This window comes from Corynebacterium propinquum DSM 44285, from assembly GCF_000375525.1.
Taxonomy (GTDB): Bacteria; Actinomycetota; Actinomycetes; order Mycobacteriales; family Mycobacteriaceae; genus Corynebacterium; species Corynebacterium propinquum.
Genome location: NZ_AQXC01000004.1, coordinates 178,937 through 194,661 on the forward strand (window position 1 = coordinate 178,937; position 15,725 = coordinate 194,661).

General features: G+C 57.9%; 15 protein-coding genes. 11 read left to right on the top strand and 4 right to left on the bottom strand.

The genetic code is table 11. From position 1 onward, the window contains the following. From B142_RS11985 to B142_RS0105305, 10 genes are all read left to right on the top strand, one after another. The gene (locus B142_RS11985) at window positions 1–1,512 is read left to right on the top strand and encodes an FtsW/RodA/SpoVE family cell cycle protein (RefSeq protein WP_155860939.1); all 1,512 of its coding nucleotides are present in this window, start codon (window positions 1–3) and stop codon (window positions 1,510–1,512) included. Continuing rightward, window positions 1,485–2,648: an undecaprenyldiphospho-muramoylpentapeptide beta-N-acetylglucosaminyltransferase gene (gene murG, locus B142_RS0105265; protein ID WP_018120503.1), complete on the top strand. Its 1,164-nt coding sequence runs from the start codon at window positions 1,485–1,487 to the stop codon at window positions 2,646–2,648. The genes B142_RS11985 and murG overlap by 28 nt, the downstream gene beginning before the upstream one ends. Before the next feature lie 89 nt (window positions 2,649–2,737). After that, window positions 2,738–4,249: a UDP-N-acetylmuramate--L-alanine ligase gene (murC, locus tag B142_RS0105270; protein ID WP_174232069.1), complete on the top strand. Its 1,512-nt coding sequence runs from the start codon at window positions 2,738–2,740 to the stop codon at window positions 4,247–4,249. 2 nt (window positions 4,250–4,251) lie between these two features. Further along, the gene (locus tag B142_RS0105275) at window positions 4,252–4,908 is read left to right on the top strand and encodes a cell division protein FtsQ/DivIB (RefSeq protein WP_018120505.1); all 657 of its coding nucleotides are present in this window, start codon (window positions 4,252–4,254) and stop codon (window positions 4,906–4,908) included. A 233-nt stretch (window positions 4,909–5,141) separates the two neighbouring features. After that, the gene (ftsZ, locus tag B142_RS0105280) at window positions 5,142–6,386 is read left to right on the top strand and encodes a cell division protein FtsZ (protein ID WP_018120506.1); all 1,245 of its coding nucleotides are present in this window, start codon (window positions 5,142–5,144) and stop codon (window positions 6,384–6,386) included. A 15-nt stretch (window positions 6,387–6,401) separates the two neighbouring features. Next, window positions 6,402–7,175, top strand: a complete 774-nt coding sequence (pgeF, locus tag B142_RS0105285; RefSeq protein WP_018120507.1) for a peptidoglycan editing factor PgeF — start codon at window positions 6,402–6,404, stop codon at window positions 7,173–7,175. Between the two features lie 2 nt (window positions 7,176–7,177). Further along, window positions 7,178–7,918: a YggS family pyridoxal phosphate-dependent enzyme gene (locus tag B142_RS0105290; protein ID WP_018120508.1), complete on the top strand. Its 741-nt coding sequence runs from the start codon at window positions 7,178–7,180 to the stop codon at window positions 7,916–7,918. Window positions 7,919–7,998: 80 nt separating this feature from the next. After that, the gene (locus tag B142_RS0105295) at window positions 7,999–8,577 is read left to right on the top strand and encodes a cell division protein SepF (RefSeq protein WP_018120509.1); all 579 of its coding nucleotides are present in this window, start codon (window positions 7,999–8,001) and stop codon (window positions 8,575–8,577) included. A gap of 118 nt (window positions 8,578–8,695) precedes the next feature. Beyond that, window positions 8,696–8,989, top strand: a complete 294-nt coding sequence (locus B142_RS0105300; protein WP_018120510.1) for a YggT family protein — start codon at window positions 8,696–8,698, stop codon at window positions 8,987–8,989. A gap of 191 nt (window positions 8,990–9,180) precedes the next feature. Further along, window positions 9,181–10,254: a DivIVA domain-containing protein gene (locus B142_RS0105305; protein WP_018120511.1), complete on the top strand. Its 1,074-nt coding sequence runs from the start codon at window positions 9,181–9,183 to the stop codon at window positions 10,252–10,254. Between the two features lie 170 nt (window positions 10,255–10,424). On the opposite strand, the gene B142_RS0105310 is transcribed toward B142_RS0105305, so the two are convergent. The 4 genes from B142_RS0105310 to B142_RS0105325 form a co-directional block, all read right to left on the bottom strand. Further along, window positions 10,425–11,912: a sodium/glutamate symporter gene (locus tag B142_RS0105310; RefSeq protein ID WP_018120512.1), complete on the bottom strand. Its 1,488-nt coding sequence runs from the start codon at window positions 11,910–11,912 to the stop codon at window positions 10,425–10,427. 340 nt (window positions 11,913–12,252) lie between these two features. After that, window positions 12,253–12,885, bottom strand: coding sequence for a LutC/YkgG family protein (locus B142_RS0105315; protein WP_018120513.1), 633 nt, complete (start codon window positions 12,883–12,885; stop codon window positions 12,253–12,255). Further along, the gene (locus B142_RS0105320) at window positions 12,885–14,360 is read right to left on the bottom strand and encodes a LutB/LldF family L-lactate oxidation iron-sulfur protein (RefSeq protein ID WP_018120514.1); all 1,476 of its coding nucleotides are present in this window, start codon (window positions 14,358–14,360) and stop codon (window positions 12,885–12,887) included. Before B142_RS0105320 ends, B142_RS0105315 begins: the two co-directional genes overlap by 1 nt. Further along, complete coding sequence (locus B142_RS0105325; RefSeq protein ID WP_018120515.1) at window positions 14,360–15,163, bottom strand: (Fe-S)-binding protein; 804 nt, start codon at window positions 15,161–15,163, stop codon at window positions 14,360–14,362. The genes B142_RS0105320 and B142_RS0105325 overlap by 1 nt, the downstream gene beginning before the upstream one ends. 248 nt (window positions 15,164–15,411) lie before the next feature. On the opposite strand from B142_RS0105325, the gene B142_RS13530 reads away from it, so the two are divergent. Further along, complete coding sequence (locus B142_RS13530; protein WP_018120517.1) at window positions 15,412–15,564, top strand: hypothetical protein; 153 nt, start codon at window positions 15,412–15,414, stop codon at window positions 15,562–15,564. Window positions 15,565–15,725 lie beyond the last annotated feature (161 nt).

Consider the following 15,725-nt stretch of genomic DNA (forward strand, 5'->3'; position numbering starts at 1 on the left):
ATGGCCACACAAACCCCGCAACGACGCCGACGTACCTTGCGTAACTGGAAGCTGGTTATGCCCAAGCATCCTGGCTTGGATTACTTGATGCTGCGCATCGCCATTTTTGTGTTAGTCGGCATCGGTGTCGTCATGGCGTTTTCGGCGACCATGACCTGGTCGGTCATCGAAGGTAATACCGTGTGGGCGCAAGCTTTCCGGCAAACCTTCTATGTTGTGTTGGGATTAATGGCGTTTTGGTTGGCGCTGCGTACTCCGTTTAGTACCGTCAAGCGGCTTACCCCGTGGTTTCTTGCCTTCGCGGGTATTTTGACCATGTTGGTTTTCGTCCCCGGTATCGGTGTGGGGCGTAACGAGGTTGGTTCGCAATCGTGGATTGTCCTGGGGCCGATTCGCCTGCAGCCTTCGGAGATTGCTCGCATCGCGGTTGCCATGTTTGGTGCATTGAGCCTGGCCAACAAACGCCCGCCGCGCACTCTGAGCGAAGTGCGGCTGAATAATCCGTTCGTTATCTATATTTTGATTTCGATGGTGTTTTTTGGCGCGATGATCGCCGAAGGCAACCTTGGTGTGGCGATGACTTTCGCTGTGGTTGTTGGATTCACCCTGTTCTTTGCGGGCATCAACTGGCGCGTGATCGCGCTGGCGGTCACTGGCGCTTTCGTTGGATTGATCTTTGTGTTCTTGGGCGGCGGCTACCGCGGGGAACGCTTTACGACGTTTTTCGGTGCGTTTACCGGCAACTTCACCGACACCCGGGGCTCGGCATTCCAGAGCTACCAGGGCTTTCTGTCCCTGGCGGACGGGTCGCTGACGGGAGTCGGCATTGGCCAATCGCGCGCGAAGTGGTTCTACTTGCCAGAGGCAAAAAATGACTTCGTGTTCGCCATCATCGGCGAAGAGCTTGGCTTATTCGGCGGTGTGCTGGTCATCCTGATGTTCGTGATCTTGGGAATTTTTGGTTTGCGTACCGCCATGCGCGCGCAAAATCAATTCCAGTCGCTATTGGCGGCTACCTTGACCGCTACGGTGGCATCACAGGCGTTTTATAATATCTCTTATGTGATCGGCTTGATGCCGATGACCGGTGTGCAGCTGCCCCTGATTTCGTCCGGCGGTACCTCCACCGTGGTCACGCTCGGCGCGATGGGCTTATTGGCGTCGGTGGCCCGGCATGAACCAGAGGCAGTGTCGTACATGCAAAGCTACGGCCGCCCACTGTTCGACCGGGTGCTGATGATTCCTGAGCCTACGGTCGCCGTTGCTTCCGCCCGCGCGGCAGCCGGTGGCCAGCGCTCCCGGGAGCGTAGTGGTCGGCGGCAGCCGGCACGGCGCCCGCAACAGACGCGGCCGGAGCAGCGGCGAGCGGACCAGCGCTTCGGCACCGCGGTGACATCCCGGTCGCGTACGGCCTCCAGCGCCAGCGCGCGTAGCGCACACAATCATTCGCACTCGCACCCGAACCAGAAAGGCCAACCAGGAACATGGCGTCAACGACCGATTCGGCACTGACCGTTGTCCTCGCGGGAGGTGGCACGGCCGGACATATTGAGCCAGCCTTGGCTGTCGGTGAGGTGCTGCGCAACCGTTACGGCGCAAAGGTTCTGGCGGTGGGTACTTCCCGCGGGCTGGAAAGCGATATTGTTCCGGCCCGTGGCTTTCCTTTAGAACTGATTACCCCAGTGCCAGTGCCGCGACGTATCAATGCGGATTTGTTCGCGTTGCCGTTTAAGGTGCTGCGTTCGATCCGGCAGGCACGAAAGATTCTCAAGAAAAACCGCGCCGATGCCGTGTTTGGCACTGGCGGGTATGTGTCTGCTTCGGCGTATTTGGCGGCAAAATCCTTGGGTATCCCGTTTTATGTGTTGGAGACTAACGCGTTGGCTGGGATGGCGAACAAAATGGGTGTGCGCTTGGGTGGTACCGGCTTTAACGCTATCGAAGGATCCGGCATGAAAGGCGATATTGTCGGGATCCCAGTGCGCCCGCAGTTGGCAGGCGGGGACCCCAGTGGAGAGAAAGCTGCCCGTGCCCGGGAGTTGTTTAGTCTCGTGACAGATCGCCCGACCATCTTGGTGACGGGTGGTTCGCAAGGGGCAGCGTCAATCAACGCTGCGGTGGCTGGCAGCATCGACCGGCTTGTCGACGCCGGGTATCAGGTACTGCATGCGTATGGAAAGAAAAACGAGCCGCCGCGTGAACATGCGCATTATGTGTCATTGCCGTATATCGAGGACATGGCGGCAGCTTTGGCGGTCGCGGATCTGGTGGTCTGCCGTTCCGGTGCGATGACCGTTGCCGAGGTTTCTGCCTCCGGGTTGCCTGCGATTTATGTTCCTCTGCCACATGGTAATGGTGAGCAGGGGCTCAATTGTGAGGCTGTCGTTGCCGAGGGCGCTGCGCGCAAAATCGATGATGCGGAATTCTCGCCGGATGTGATGCATGACGCCGTGACCTCGATTCTCGGCGATGACGCAACCTACCGGCAGATGCGTACTGCGGCTGCCGCGAGCGAACAAGGAGACGCTGCGTGGCGGCTGGCTGAGCGCATCATCTTCGATCGTTCAGTCAATCCTTCCCGGCATGCGCCTGCTGAGGACCCGGAGGAAGAATCCGCGTCCGCGAACGATACTAAAAATGCGCGGTAATAAGAATGCGCAAAAATAACTGCGCCCGGCGATAAGAACACCTGATTCTACTAACTAGGAGAGCACTCGTGTCAGACATGCATGCAGAGTTGAATACGAACCCCGACACGGTCGATCTGTCGCGGGTGCATTTAGTCGGGATCGGCGGCGCAGGAATGTCGGGTGTAGCCCGGATCTTGCTCTCGCGGGAAGCCACGGTGTCTGGTTCGGATATGAAAGATTCCCGCCCGGTGCGCGCGCTGCGTTCGATGGGGGCGGAGATTGCCATCGGACACCACGCTGAAAATTTGGAGTTGTCGGGGAGCTTGCCGACGGTTGTGGTGACGTCGTTTGCGGCAATCCCGAAAGATAATCCGGAATTGCGTGCTGCGGCTGAGCATGGCATCCCGGTGATCCGTCGCTCGGATCTGTTGGCGGAGCTCATGGATGGTTCTACCCAGGTGTTGATCGCTGGGACGCACGGGAAAACGTCGACGACGTCGATGGCGGTTACCGCATTGCAGGGCGCGGGTGTGGATCCATCTTTTGCTATTGGTGGCCAGTTGAACCGTGCTGGTACCAATGCGCATCACGGCACCGGGGATATCTTCGTTGCAGAAGCAGATGAGTCGGACGCATCGCTTTTGCGTTACCGTCCGTCGATCGCGGTGGTGACCAATATCGAGCCGGACCATTTAGATTACTTCGGCACTGCGGACAATTACTTCCAGGTGTTCCGTGATTTCGCTGAGCTTATTGCCGACGACGGTGTGCTGGTGGCATGCCTGGATGACGCCCACACTGCGGATCTTGCGGTAGCGTGCGCGCAGCGCGGTATTACGGTGTTGGGCTATGGCACTGCTTCGCAGACCCGCTCGCCGGAGGTCGACAGGCTCCTGGTGGCTGAGGTGACTGCAACGGAAGTGTTGGCAGCTGGTACGCGCGTGTGGCTGCAATTGCGGGTGCCGCGTGGAGTGGGAAGCACCGAAGAGTCTGCGATGTCGTTGGATTATCTAGTGCAGATCCCGGGCTACCACATGGTGTTGAATTCGGTGGCCGCGGTTTTGGCGGGCACTGCCGCTGGTGTCGATCCCGAGAAATTGGCCGAGGGGGTAGCTAGTTTCGCCGGGGTGCGTCGGCGTTTTGAATATCACGGCGCGGTCGACGGCGGCCGATTCGACGGGGTGAAGGTCTACGACGATTATGCCCACCACCCCACGGAAGTCATGGCGGTGCTGACGGCAGCGCGTGAACAGGTGTTGGCAGAAGCCCAAGGCGGCAAAGTGATCGCTTGTTTCCAACCGCATCTGTATTCGCGGACCAGAGAGTTTTATCAGGAGTTTGCCCAGGCGCTTTCGCTTGCCGACGCCTGCGTGGTCTTGGATATTTTCGGTGCCCGAGAAACCCCGGTGGAGGGGTTGACCTCCCGCATTATCACCAACGCGATGGAGGAGTCTGTCACCGTACGTTATGAGCCTGACATGTCGGCGGTTCCAGAAACGGTGGCTTCGCTTGCCGGCCCGCATGATCTGGTGTTGACGATGGGTGCGGGGTCGGTCACGGTTGTAGCACCTGAGATTTTGCAGCATCTGCGAGAGAATACGGAACAGGCCGGTAGCTAGTCGTGCGGAAGAAACCACTGACTTTATCTGTTGTTGCGGTGGTGGCGGTTGTGCTGCTGGCCGCTGTGGTGGTCTGGATTTTTCCCGTAATTCGGGTTAATTCCATTGAGGTCTCCGGCGCTGAGCGTGTGAGTGCGGAGACGGTGCTTGCAGACAGTGGAATTGCCGAAGGCGATAACCTTCTGCGCATTGATGCTTCGGGTGCGGCGAGTCGCATTGCGAAGCAACCATGGGTGCGGGGAGTAACTGTGTCCCGGCATTTCCCTTCGACGGTGGATATCGCGGTCACCGAACGCGAAGTTGTTGGGTTCGTCGAACATGATGATGGTGCGCACCTGATCGATCACCAAGGGCATGCTTTTTTGATTGATACGCCGCCGGATGAGGCCGTGGAGATCACCGGCGAAGTAGAGGATGAGGCCGCGGTCAATGCTGCAGTCGCTGCGATCGCCACCGTGTCGGATCCGATTCGTCGAGAAATCGCGTCTCTGGAAGTGAAATCCTCGCATGCCATGGAGTTACGGCTGCATGATGGCCGCACGATTTACTGGGGTGTCGATGATGCGAACGAACAGAAGGCAGCAGCGTTAGAACACGTGATTCACCGGGAAGGTCAGCACTGGGATATTTCCAACCCAAGTTTGGTGACTGTTCGCTAGCGTTGGAGTGCGGATGGCGCACCGGAGTTTTCGGGGGTGATCGCAGGGGGTGATCGCCCGTAAGGTTAGGCCGAAAGCCCAGTTCAGTACCCTAAAGTAAAGGTTTAGGTGTTCGACACGCGTGGAAATATGCGCCAAAATTACATAAGTGTCAATCAAGATAGTCAAGTAACTCGCACGCAGTAACGACCGACTAGACGAAAAGCAGAACCTGAAAGGCCGGAAAACCTCTTATGACCTCACCTAACAATCACCTTGCTGATATCAAGGTCGTTGGCGTTGGCGGCGGCGGCGTCAACGCAGTGAACCGCATGATCGAAGAGGGACTCAAAGGGGTCCAATTCGTCGCGATTAACACGGACTCGCAGGCGCTGCTGTTTTCTGATGCCGACGTCAAGCACGATATTGGCCGTGAAGCCACCCGTGGTCTGGGTGCTGGTGCGAACCCAGAGGTTGGCCGCAGCTCTGCAGAAGATTCCAAGTCCGAATTGGAAGAGACCCTGCGCGGCGCCGACATGGTGTTCGTTACCGCAGGCGAGGGCGGCGGAACCGGCACGGGTGCTGCACCAGTCGTGGCGAATATTGCGAAGAAGATGGGCGCGCTGACCGTCGGCGTCGTTACCCGTCCGTTCAAATTTGAAGGAGCGCGCCGTTCCCGTCAGGCTGAGGCTGGTATCGCTGAGCTGCGCGAAGTGTGCGATACCTTGATCGTCATTCCGAACGATCGTCTGCTGCAGTTGGGTGATGCCAACCTATCCATGATGGAAGCTTTCCGGGCCGCCGATGAAGTACTGCACAACGGTGTGCAGGGTATTACCAACCTGATCACCATTCCGGGCATGATCAACGTCGACTTTGCCGATGTGCGCTCCGTTATGGCTGAGGCTGGTTCTGCTCTGATGGGTGTGGGTTCTGCTCGTGGCGATGAACGTGTGATGACTGCCGCGGAACAGGCAATTAACTCTCCGCTTTTAGAATCCACGATGGAAGGCGCCAAGGGCGTGCTGTTGTCCATTGCTGGTGGCTCGGATCTGGGATTGCAAGAGGTCTACCAGGCTTCCACCATGGTGGAAGAAAAGGCGGATCCAGATGCCAACATCATCTTCGGTACCATCATCGACGACAATTTGGGTGATGAAGTCCGCGTGACCATCATTGCTACCGGCTTCGATGCCCAAGCGAACCTGCAGGATGAATACGGCAAGCAGGAAGTAACCGCGCAGTCTGGTGCACAAGTGCAGCGCGGCCCGGCCGCTGATAATGCTGCTCGCTCGCAAGCGCAGGCTTCCCAGCCGCAGCCAGCACGCCCAGAACGTGGATCTTTGTTCAGCGAGCGGGAAAAGCCGCGGACGCAGACCAGCCGTTCTGGTGGTTTGTTTACCTCCAACGAGCGTTTCCACGATGCTCCGGAGCCTCGTCAGCCACAGCACGCTGCCGAGCCAGACGATGATCTCGACGTACCAGATTTCATGCGCTAAGGCTTAGGCTTGTTTATGGCTTCTGATGATTCCTCCGAATCTGGCCCGGGTGGCGCAGCTGTACCTGCGCCTGCCGACGTCGATAAGCGGCCGGTGCGCATGGTGTTCACCTCGCGGAAAGGCGGGGTATCGCAGGAACCTTTTGACTCGTTCAACCTGGCAGATCACGTGGGTGATGATGCACACGCGGTTGCACACAATCGTGCACGGCTTGCCCACGTGTTGGGGCTAGAGCACATCCAGTGGATGGAGCAGTTGCACACCAATACTGTCACGGTGGTGCGTGAACCCAGCGCGGAACCGATTGCCGTTACAGATGCTGTCGTAACGACGGTGCCTGGTTTGGCTTTGGGGGTGCTGGTGGCCGATTGCGTGCCGGTTCTGCTGGCTGATCCGAACGCTGGCGTTTGTGCGGCCGTGCATGCTGGCAGGATGGGCGCGCGCAACGGGATTGTCCCACGCACCGTGGAAAAGATGCGTGAGCTTGGTGCGGGGCCGCACGCTATTCAGGCTTTATTGGGTCCGGCGGCCAGTGGGAAAAACTACGAAGTTCCGCCTGCCATGGCGGCAGATGTAGAAAAGCACTTGCCGGGCGCGCGCACAACGACGACGCAGGGCACTACCGGACTCGATATTCGTGCCGGGCTGGTGCGCCAGCTCATGGGGTTAGGCGTGACTGCGATTGAGGCGGATCCACGGTGCACGATCGCTGAGAAAGACTTCTTTTCGTACCGCCGGGAAGGCCGCACTGGACGGCAAGCTGGCGTGATTTGGTTGACAGGGAAGTAATTATGTCTGATGACATTGAGCGCGCACAGTCGGGCCTAGACCAGGCACAGCTTGCAGCGAATCTCGCACACACCCGAGAACTGATCGCGAAGGCAGCCCGTGCACATGGCCGCACGCCGGAAGAAATCACCCTGTTGCCCGTGACGAAGTTTCACCCGACTGCAGCCATTGCCGCTTTGGCTGAGCTCGGAGAATTGGACGTGGCAGAAAACCGGGAACAAGAAGCCCGCGACAAAGCGGAAAAACTGCCGCATGTACGTTTCCACATGATCGGCCAGGTACAGACGAAAAAGGCGAATTCCGTCGCACGCTGGGCATACAGTGTGCATTCGCTGGATTCGCGGAAGCTTGCCGACGCCCTCGATCGTGGCGTCGGATTGGCAATCGAACGCGAACAGCGCGATGCAGAGTTTGTGCTTCCCGTATACTTGCAGCTTTCTGCCGATGGTGACACCTCTCGTGGCGGGCTGCCTGCCACGGACTTAGAAGAACTGGCCGCGCACGTCGAAAAGCTGGATCGGCTATCGCTGGCTGGCGTTATGGTGGTGCCGCCATTAGATGCTGATGCCGCTGCGGTATTTACCGATGCCCGGCAGTTGTGCGACAAGCTTGCTGCACGGTTCGGCCGCAGGTTGTATTTGTCCGCCGGAATGTCAGCTGACCTGGATAAAGCAGTCGCTGCTGGCAGTGACATCGTGCGTGTCGGTACCGGTATAATGGGGCCGCGACCAGTAGCTTTTTAAGCAGCGGATACGTACAGTAGCGGCTTCGTACGGCTTCGAGAAAATTTAGATGACTAGTTAAACACACAAGGGGAAAGCCAATGTCTATCATGCGCTCTGCCAAAGAATTCTTCTTTGGGCCAGAAGACGACGCTTATTATGAGTATGAAGAAGCCGCCGACTATGACCGACGCGACGGCTACCGGGATGCTCCCATGCGTGACGACGCCCGCGATGGCGGTTACCGTGATGTGCCACCGCGTCGGGAAGTTGCCGGTCGCGATTATGGGTATGACCGCGAGCCATTGCGGGAACCCGAAGCGGCACCGGCGCCTGGCCGTGCGCGTAGTTATGACGGCTACCAAGCTGCCCCGGCTGCAGGTCCGGCGGTAAATCCAACCCCGAGTGTGGTGGCGTTGTCGCTGGTGAGCTATGACGAAGCCCGCAAGATGGGGGAGGCATTCCGCGATGGTGATGTCGTGGTGTTCGAGATTACGGATGCTGAACGTGGTGTCGCCAAGCGCATCATTGACTTCTCTGCAGGTCTGTGTTTCGCTTTGCGCGGACAGATGAAAAACGTCACCGCTAAATTGGATACTGATCGTAAGATTTTTGCGATTGTTCCGGAACAAGCACAGGTCACCAGTATTGATCTGGAGCGTGCCGCAGGCTTGCGGTAACTGCTGTGGATGACTGCCGCAGTGTTTGTGAACCGTGGCGTTCAGTCAGCTGTGGCGTCGACAAGCTAGAACCAGGTTTCCACCCATTAGTGATCAGGTAAAGTAGGCGCCCGTGATAATGCTCGGAGTAATTCTTCTCGTTGCCATTCGGCTGTATACGTTGGTCCTGGTTGGGCGCATCATCATTGAGATGATCCAGTCCTTTGGCCGGACTTTCCAGCCACCGCGGTGGTTCATCATGATCGCCGAAGTGCTATTTATGCTGACGGATCCGCCGGTCAAAGCGTTGCGTCGGGTGATTCCGCCGTTGCGTACCGGTGGCGTCGCCGTCGATATGTCTGTCTTGGTGCTGTTCTTGCTGCTCATGGTGGCCAGCATGCTGGTGCGGGCGCTGCTGCTCTCTAGCACATGACAAGCCGCGACGAATCTGGCTCTGCAATCACTAGCAAAGGTATTCTTCAGGTATTACCTGCGTTGTAAGATTGATAGAAGCAGGCGAGTCAGATAAATTTAATATCGTTAATACAAAGCATGAGATTTTCGTAACTACTAGGTCTCGCCCGCATTCGCGGGGCCGTCACTTAAGTAAGAAGGGGAGTGCCAATGCCACTTTCACCAGCAGACGTCCACAACGTTGCGTTTAACAAGCCACCCATTGGCAAACGAGGCTACAACGAGGACGAAGTGGATCAGTTCCTCGACTTAGTTGAGGACACCCTGGCTCAGCTGCAGGATGAAAATGACGAGTTGCGCTCGCTTCTCGACGAAGCCGATAACAAGTCTTCGGCGAGTGCTGGTGCCGGTGCTGCCGCTTCCCAGTCTTCTTCGGTTGATGAGTCCAAGCTTCGCTCAGAGATTGAAGCTGACCTACGCTCGAAGATTGAAAAAGAAATTCGCGCAGAATACGACGAAAAGCTCAACGAGTCCCGTAAGGCCGCCGATAAGGCACAGTCTGCGGCAAATGAGGCGAAAGCGGAGCACGAAGCTACCAAGAAGGAATTGGCACAGGCTCGCCAGTCGGCAGAGGCTGCTTCCAAGTCCGCCGCTGCGGAGAAGCCGGCCAACGCCGCAGCTTCCTCGAAGCAGGCGCCTGCAGCTGACGCGCCAGCACAGGCCACCGCGGACGCGAGTGGCATGGCTACCCCTGCTACCCACATGCAGGCCGCTAAGGTCTTGGGCTTGGCGCAGGAGATGGCGGACCGTCTGACTTCCGACGCTCAGGCTGAATCCAAGGCAATGTTGGATGATGCTCGCTCTAGCTCCGAAAAGCAGCTGTCTGAGGCGCAAGCTGAAGCGAAGCGTTTGGTTGACGATGCTCAGCAGAAGTCCACGAAGCAGCTGAATGACGCGGAGACCCGCTCCCGCACCATGGTGCAGGATGCTGAGAAGAAGGCGGAGCAGACCACCTCGGATGCAGAATCCCGTGCGGAAGCACAGCTGCGTCAAGCCAACGAGAAGGCCGCGGCATTGCGCGCGGATGCTGAAAAGAAGCACACCGAGGTTATGAATACCGTCAAGCAGCAGCAGACGGCATTGGAAGCTCGTATCGAGGATCTGCGCACCTACGAGCGCGAGTACCGCACTCGTCTGCGCACCATGCTGGAATCCCAGTTGGAAGAGCTTGAGGCTCGCGGCTCTGCAGCCCCAAGCGGCGACATCAAGTCCAATAATAAGTAATGGCTGCCGTCCTGGCCGTAGAGCGTTAGCCAACGATTATCTGCTATAACGCGTTAGCGGCCACTCGGGCTAGGAGTTGATGAGAACCATAAAGTGCCTGCAGGTTTTCCTGCAGGCACTTCTTCTGTCTTTGGCGATGCCCCGCACGGGGCATGCGTTTGTTCGGCGTGTTAAGCGTTTTCTCCCTGTAGTTCTTCGACCGCAGGATCATTCCATTTACCTTTGTCCACGCCCTTCTTGTACACCATGCCAGCGACAAGCGCGATGATAAACACGATTGCCATCGGGATCAGGATGACGTAGACATTTCCAACCGCAAACATCACTGGGATACACAGTGCGGTGATTAAACCTCCACCAAAGAATGGCTCAAAGGCCAGCTGTTTGTAGCCGAAAGCCTCCAACGCCGGAGACTTCTCGTCTGGGTCTGCTACGCGCAGCAGCGCCAATCCGGTGGCGGTGACACCCATGGACTGGCCGAAGTCGCCGACGCCGCGCTCTACCCAGAATTCTGGGATCACGCGTGGGGTGAAGAACCACAGAATGGCGACGTTGAACAGGATGCCGACGACGGAGAGCAATACGAAGGCCTGCCAGTAGTCCGCGATCACGGAGAGCGAGATCGTCGCCAGGGCAGAAGCAATCAACAGATCCAAGCCCAAGCCCTGGATACGCTTCATCATTTCGTGGTCGATTAGTTCGGTGCGTCCAGTCTTGTCCAAGAACAGCTGTACAATAACGCCGCCGATCATTGCCAGTGGGAACAGTGGGATATAACCCAGCAAGGTTGTGCCATCGCCTTCGGAGACGAAAACCGAATCAGGCTGGCCCCACAGCATGTTTTCGATCCAGGTGATCAGCTCCAGGAGCAACCAACCGATGATGATGGCCACACCGACCACGGCCATGTGCAGGGTCAGTGGCTCGATGGAGTTCGGGCGCGCAGTTTGCTTACCGGCCGAGACCTGCTCGTCGGAGGTGTACAGGCCCTGCAACTCAGATTCGGATTGTTGGTCGATGTTTTTAATGACTTGCGTTTTGCCTTTGCGCACGGCCCAGTTCAGAAAGCCCATGCCGACTATGATGCCTGCCACCAGGCCAACAGTAGCCATGGCGAGTGCCAAGTCGGTGGCTTCCGGCATACCGACGTCGTCGAAGGCTGGCTGCATACCAGCAGCGGTGCCGTGCCCACCTTCGAAGGCGATCTCGATCAACGCGCCGAATTTCTCGTCGACGTCGAACAGCGGCGCCAGGATCAGCACCGCGAGTAACAGACCCACGACGTATTGTCCGGAGCCGTAGGCGATACCAATTGAAAGCTGTGGTCCGGCAAGCTTGACGACGCGGCCCGGCTTCGGAATTCGCGCGCCCAAAAACAGTGTCGCGAAAACGACGGAGATCAGCAGCCCGGGTAGGCTCGACCAAACTGTGTAGATGTCTTCGGTAAACAAGCCGCCGTCGGCCAGCCAATCCCAGTTGATGACGTCGGCAAGCCGGCCGATGACCTGATCACCCGCCACCAACGCCAGGATTCCGGCGATGATGCTGCTGGGCAACAGAATTTTTTGTAAGAATTTCAGCTTCACGCGTAGATACTTACCGGCGAGCATGATCGCCACCAGCAAGATCAGGGCGAAGCCTACGACTCCTGCACTCATATTCTTCTCTTTCTCTATTCAGTGCTGTGTTATCAGGTTCAGTACATCCCAGTGTTCGCACAGTGCTCACATACTGCCGCCAACTGCCCGCGGCGTGGTCACCGGCAGGTGCCTAGAAACGCAAAAAGTGGGCTAGGCGGCAGTGCTATCTGCAATTAATGCAGATCACTTACCAGCCTAACCCACAGTAAAAATAACCTGTGAATGGGCTAATAGTTTGTTGGCAGTATTGCCGAAGTGGGGCCGAAAGGCACAACGTGGCCGAATGCCACCGCCACGGCCCACCTACCCACACGGCCGAGGCACCCCCCAACAGGGCCCTAGCAGTGCACCGGCCTAGTTAGGCAACGATGATGATGTCCAGGCGACGTGGGCCGTGCACGCCTTCAACGCGTTCCAGCTCGATATCGGAGGTTGCCGAAGGCCCGGAGATCATGGTGATCGGCCGGGTACCTTCGATAGCTTCCAGTGCTTGCGGCACCAGATCGACGACGTCTTTTTCAAACACGACGCAAATGTGGTGGTCGGGCACCAGCGTGATTGCGCGGCGGCCCTCGTTGGGCTGCGCGGACAAGAAGATGGTGCCGGTGTCGGCACAGGAGACGGTGGAACCGGTCAACACGGTGTCGATCGAATCAAGATCATCGATGGTCAGCGGCTGATCAGCGTGGTCGACGATGAAGTCGCGGTCCGGCAGCCATTTTTCCGATACTCCGGACGGCATCACACAGCTGCGATCTTCCAGTAATGCGCTGATGCGGTCCGGCAAGGACGCGAGATCATCGCGATACACATTGGCTTTGTAGTCTTCCAGGCGGTCAATGAGCACGTCGACAACTTCGGCCCCAGTGCGCTCGCCGACGCGTCGGTATTCGCGTGGTACGGCAGGNGGGGCAGGGTGGTCACTGAGTGAATTGCGCAAGCGCGCAAAGATTTCCGTTTTTGCGTCGCTGTACTGGTATGTCTGGTCCATTAGGATTCCGCCTCCGTTGTGTTTCCGCGGTTTTTCGCCCACCAGTGGCGGAAGGCCTGCTTCGGTGGCTTCGGAATATCGCGTTGCGACGTCCACGCGCCCGCGATGCCCGGTAGCCAGCCGATGGTTCCGGAACGTCCGGCGACGATGCGGCTCAGTGGCAAGCCGCGTTCGACGAGTTTCATGACTTGGCCGGAGCCCATGACAACGCTGGCGGCTTTCATCAGCGCGGCCATTTGCGATGGTCCGGATTGCTCGTCGACGGCCTTGGAGCGCAGGTGTACCAGGATGTCCGGGATATTGATTTTCACCGGGCAGACGTCGTAGCAAGCGTTGCATAGCGAGGATGCAAACGGCAGGGTCGCGTTTTGCTCCGAGGTAATACCTGTGAGCTGTGGCGACAAGATGGCGCCGATCGGGCCGGGGTAGACCGAACCGTAGGAGTGACCGCCAGCTTGCTCATAGACGGGGCAGACGTTCAGGCACGCCGAGCAGCGGATGCAGTGCAGCGCGGAGCGGCCGTCCTCGTCGTTCAGCACGGCCGAACGACCGTTGTCCAGCAGCACGACGTGCACGTTTTCTGGGCCATCACCGTCGAATGCGCCGGTCCACAATGATGTGTAGGGGTTCATGCGCTCCCCGGTGGAAGAGCGCGGCAGCAGCTGCAAAAAGACCTCGAGGTCAGAAAAGGTGGGAATGAGTTTTTCGATACCCATCACGGTGATGAGGGTTTCCGGCAAGCTCAAGCACATGCGGCCGTTACCTTCGGATTCCACGACGGACAGGGTGCCGGTATCGGCCACTCCGAAGTTCGCGCCAGAGACCGCGACTTTGCGTGACAGGAAGCGCTTGCGCAGGTGGCGACGGGCGGCCTCGGCCAGAACGGCTGGCTCAGAGGTCAGGTCATCGCCGGCTTCGGGCATTTTTTCTTTGAAGATCTCGCGGATCTCATCGCGGTTTCGGTGGATTGCAGGCACCAGAATATGCGACGGTTTGTCCTCGCCGAGCTGCACGATCAACTCCGCCAGGTCGGTCTCGGTGGCGGTGATGCCTTGTTCTTCCAAGTATTCATCCAGGCCGATTTCTTGGGTGGCCATGGACTTGATCTTGTTTACTTCCGTCTCGCCGGTCTCGCGGATCAGCTCGGTGACAATCTTGTTGGCTTCCTTGGCATCGCGTGCCCAGTGCACGTGACCTCCGGCGGCCTCGAAGTTTTTCGCGAATTGTTCCAGAAGCTCCGGCAGGTTGGCCATAACGTTGGATTTAATGGCAGATCCCGCGTTGCGCAGATCTTCCCAGTCCGGAACCTCGCCGACCACGTTGTTGCGCTTGGCGCGAATCGCGTGGGTGGCGTGGTGGATATTTTTGCGCATCTGCGTGTTTTGCATCTGGTGCTTGGCAGAAGCGGGGAACGGGGTGGAAAGATTGATATTGCCCTGGCCGTAGGCGGGCATTCCCAAAGCGACGGTACTCATTATTTCGCCTCCTGCGGGATGGAAAGTTCGTCGGCGGTGTCTGGGTTCCACGGGTTGTCGCGGGTGGAGGCCAGAATTTCTGCCAAGTGCAGCGTGCGGGTTGTCGAGCCCTGGCGGTGCAAGATGCCGCCAATGTGCATCAGGCAGGATGCGTCGCCGCCGGTGCACATTTCGGCCCCGGTGGATTCGATATTGCGCACTTTTTGTTCACCCATGGCGCCGGAAACGCCGGGGTCTTTGATGGAGAAGGTGCCTCCGAAACCGCAGCATTCTTCCTTGTCTGGTAATTCGACGACGTTGATGCCGCCGACCGTTTCCAGCAGGTCCGGCTGGCGGCTACCCAGTCGCAATAGTCGCATGCCGTGGCAGGACGGGTGGTAGGTCACGGTGTGCGGGAAATAGGAGCCGAGTTGCTCGGAGGCATTGGTGATGCCTTCGATATCGCGCAGGAATTGCGAAAGCTCGTAGGTATTGCCGGCGATGTCGGCGGCGCGTTCGGCGAGTTTCGGGTCACCGTTTTTGTTCGCGACCATCGGCTGTTGGTGACGCAGGGAAGCAACACAGGAGCCGGATGGGGCTACGGCGATGTCGTAGTCTGCTTTGCTGAACGCGGAGACATGGTTGCGTACCACGGGCAAAGCGTCTTTGAGGTAGCCACTGTTGACGTGCATCTGGGAGCAGCAGGCTTGACCTTCGGGGAAGATGACCTCGTGGCCGAGTCGTTCCAGAATATTTGCCGTCGCCAGTGCCACCCGCGGGTACATCGCGTCGACGATGCAAGTAGCAAATAATGCAATTTTCATGGGAATTATCCTTAAACTAAGGCAGTGACGCATAAATCGGTTGTATAAAATTATCTGACCACCGGGCCAATTTCTGCAAAACGGCTGGAATGGCCGTTGGATGGTTACCGGATGGTCGACAACGCTGCGATGATGCGCGTGCAATTCCACGGTGCCACATCATGTGTCCAGTGGCATAATGGAATTATTGCTAAAAAAATCACACAGGTAATGCTTAGCAAGCAGGAAAGTCGGGGATTACAGACACCATGATGCTAGCGGTGCTCATATTGGCGTTTCTGGCCTTCCTAGGTCTCGTCTTGTTCTTGGCGACGGGCGCGGGCGTCTGGTTGGCGTTGCTGTTCGGCGGCGGTGGGGTGGCGTTGCTGCTGTTGCTTGTCGACGTTGTGCGCAAAAAATAGTAGGCTTAGTTTTCGTTGCGATGATCCGGCCATCACCGGGGAGCTTTCCGGAAGAACGGCGCTTAAGTGCTTATTAGAGGCTTGCGTGCTTATTAGAACCGGGCCGCAAGGTGAAAACCTTCACCACAACGAAGTGGAAAACGGCTGGCACGTTTTCAAGC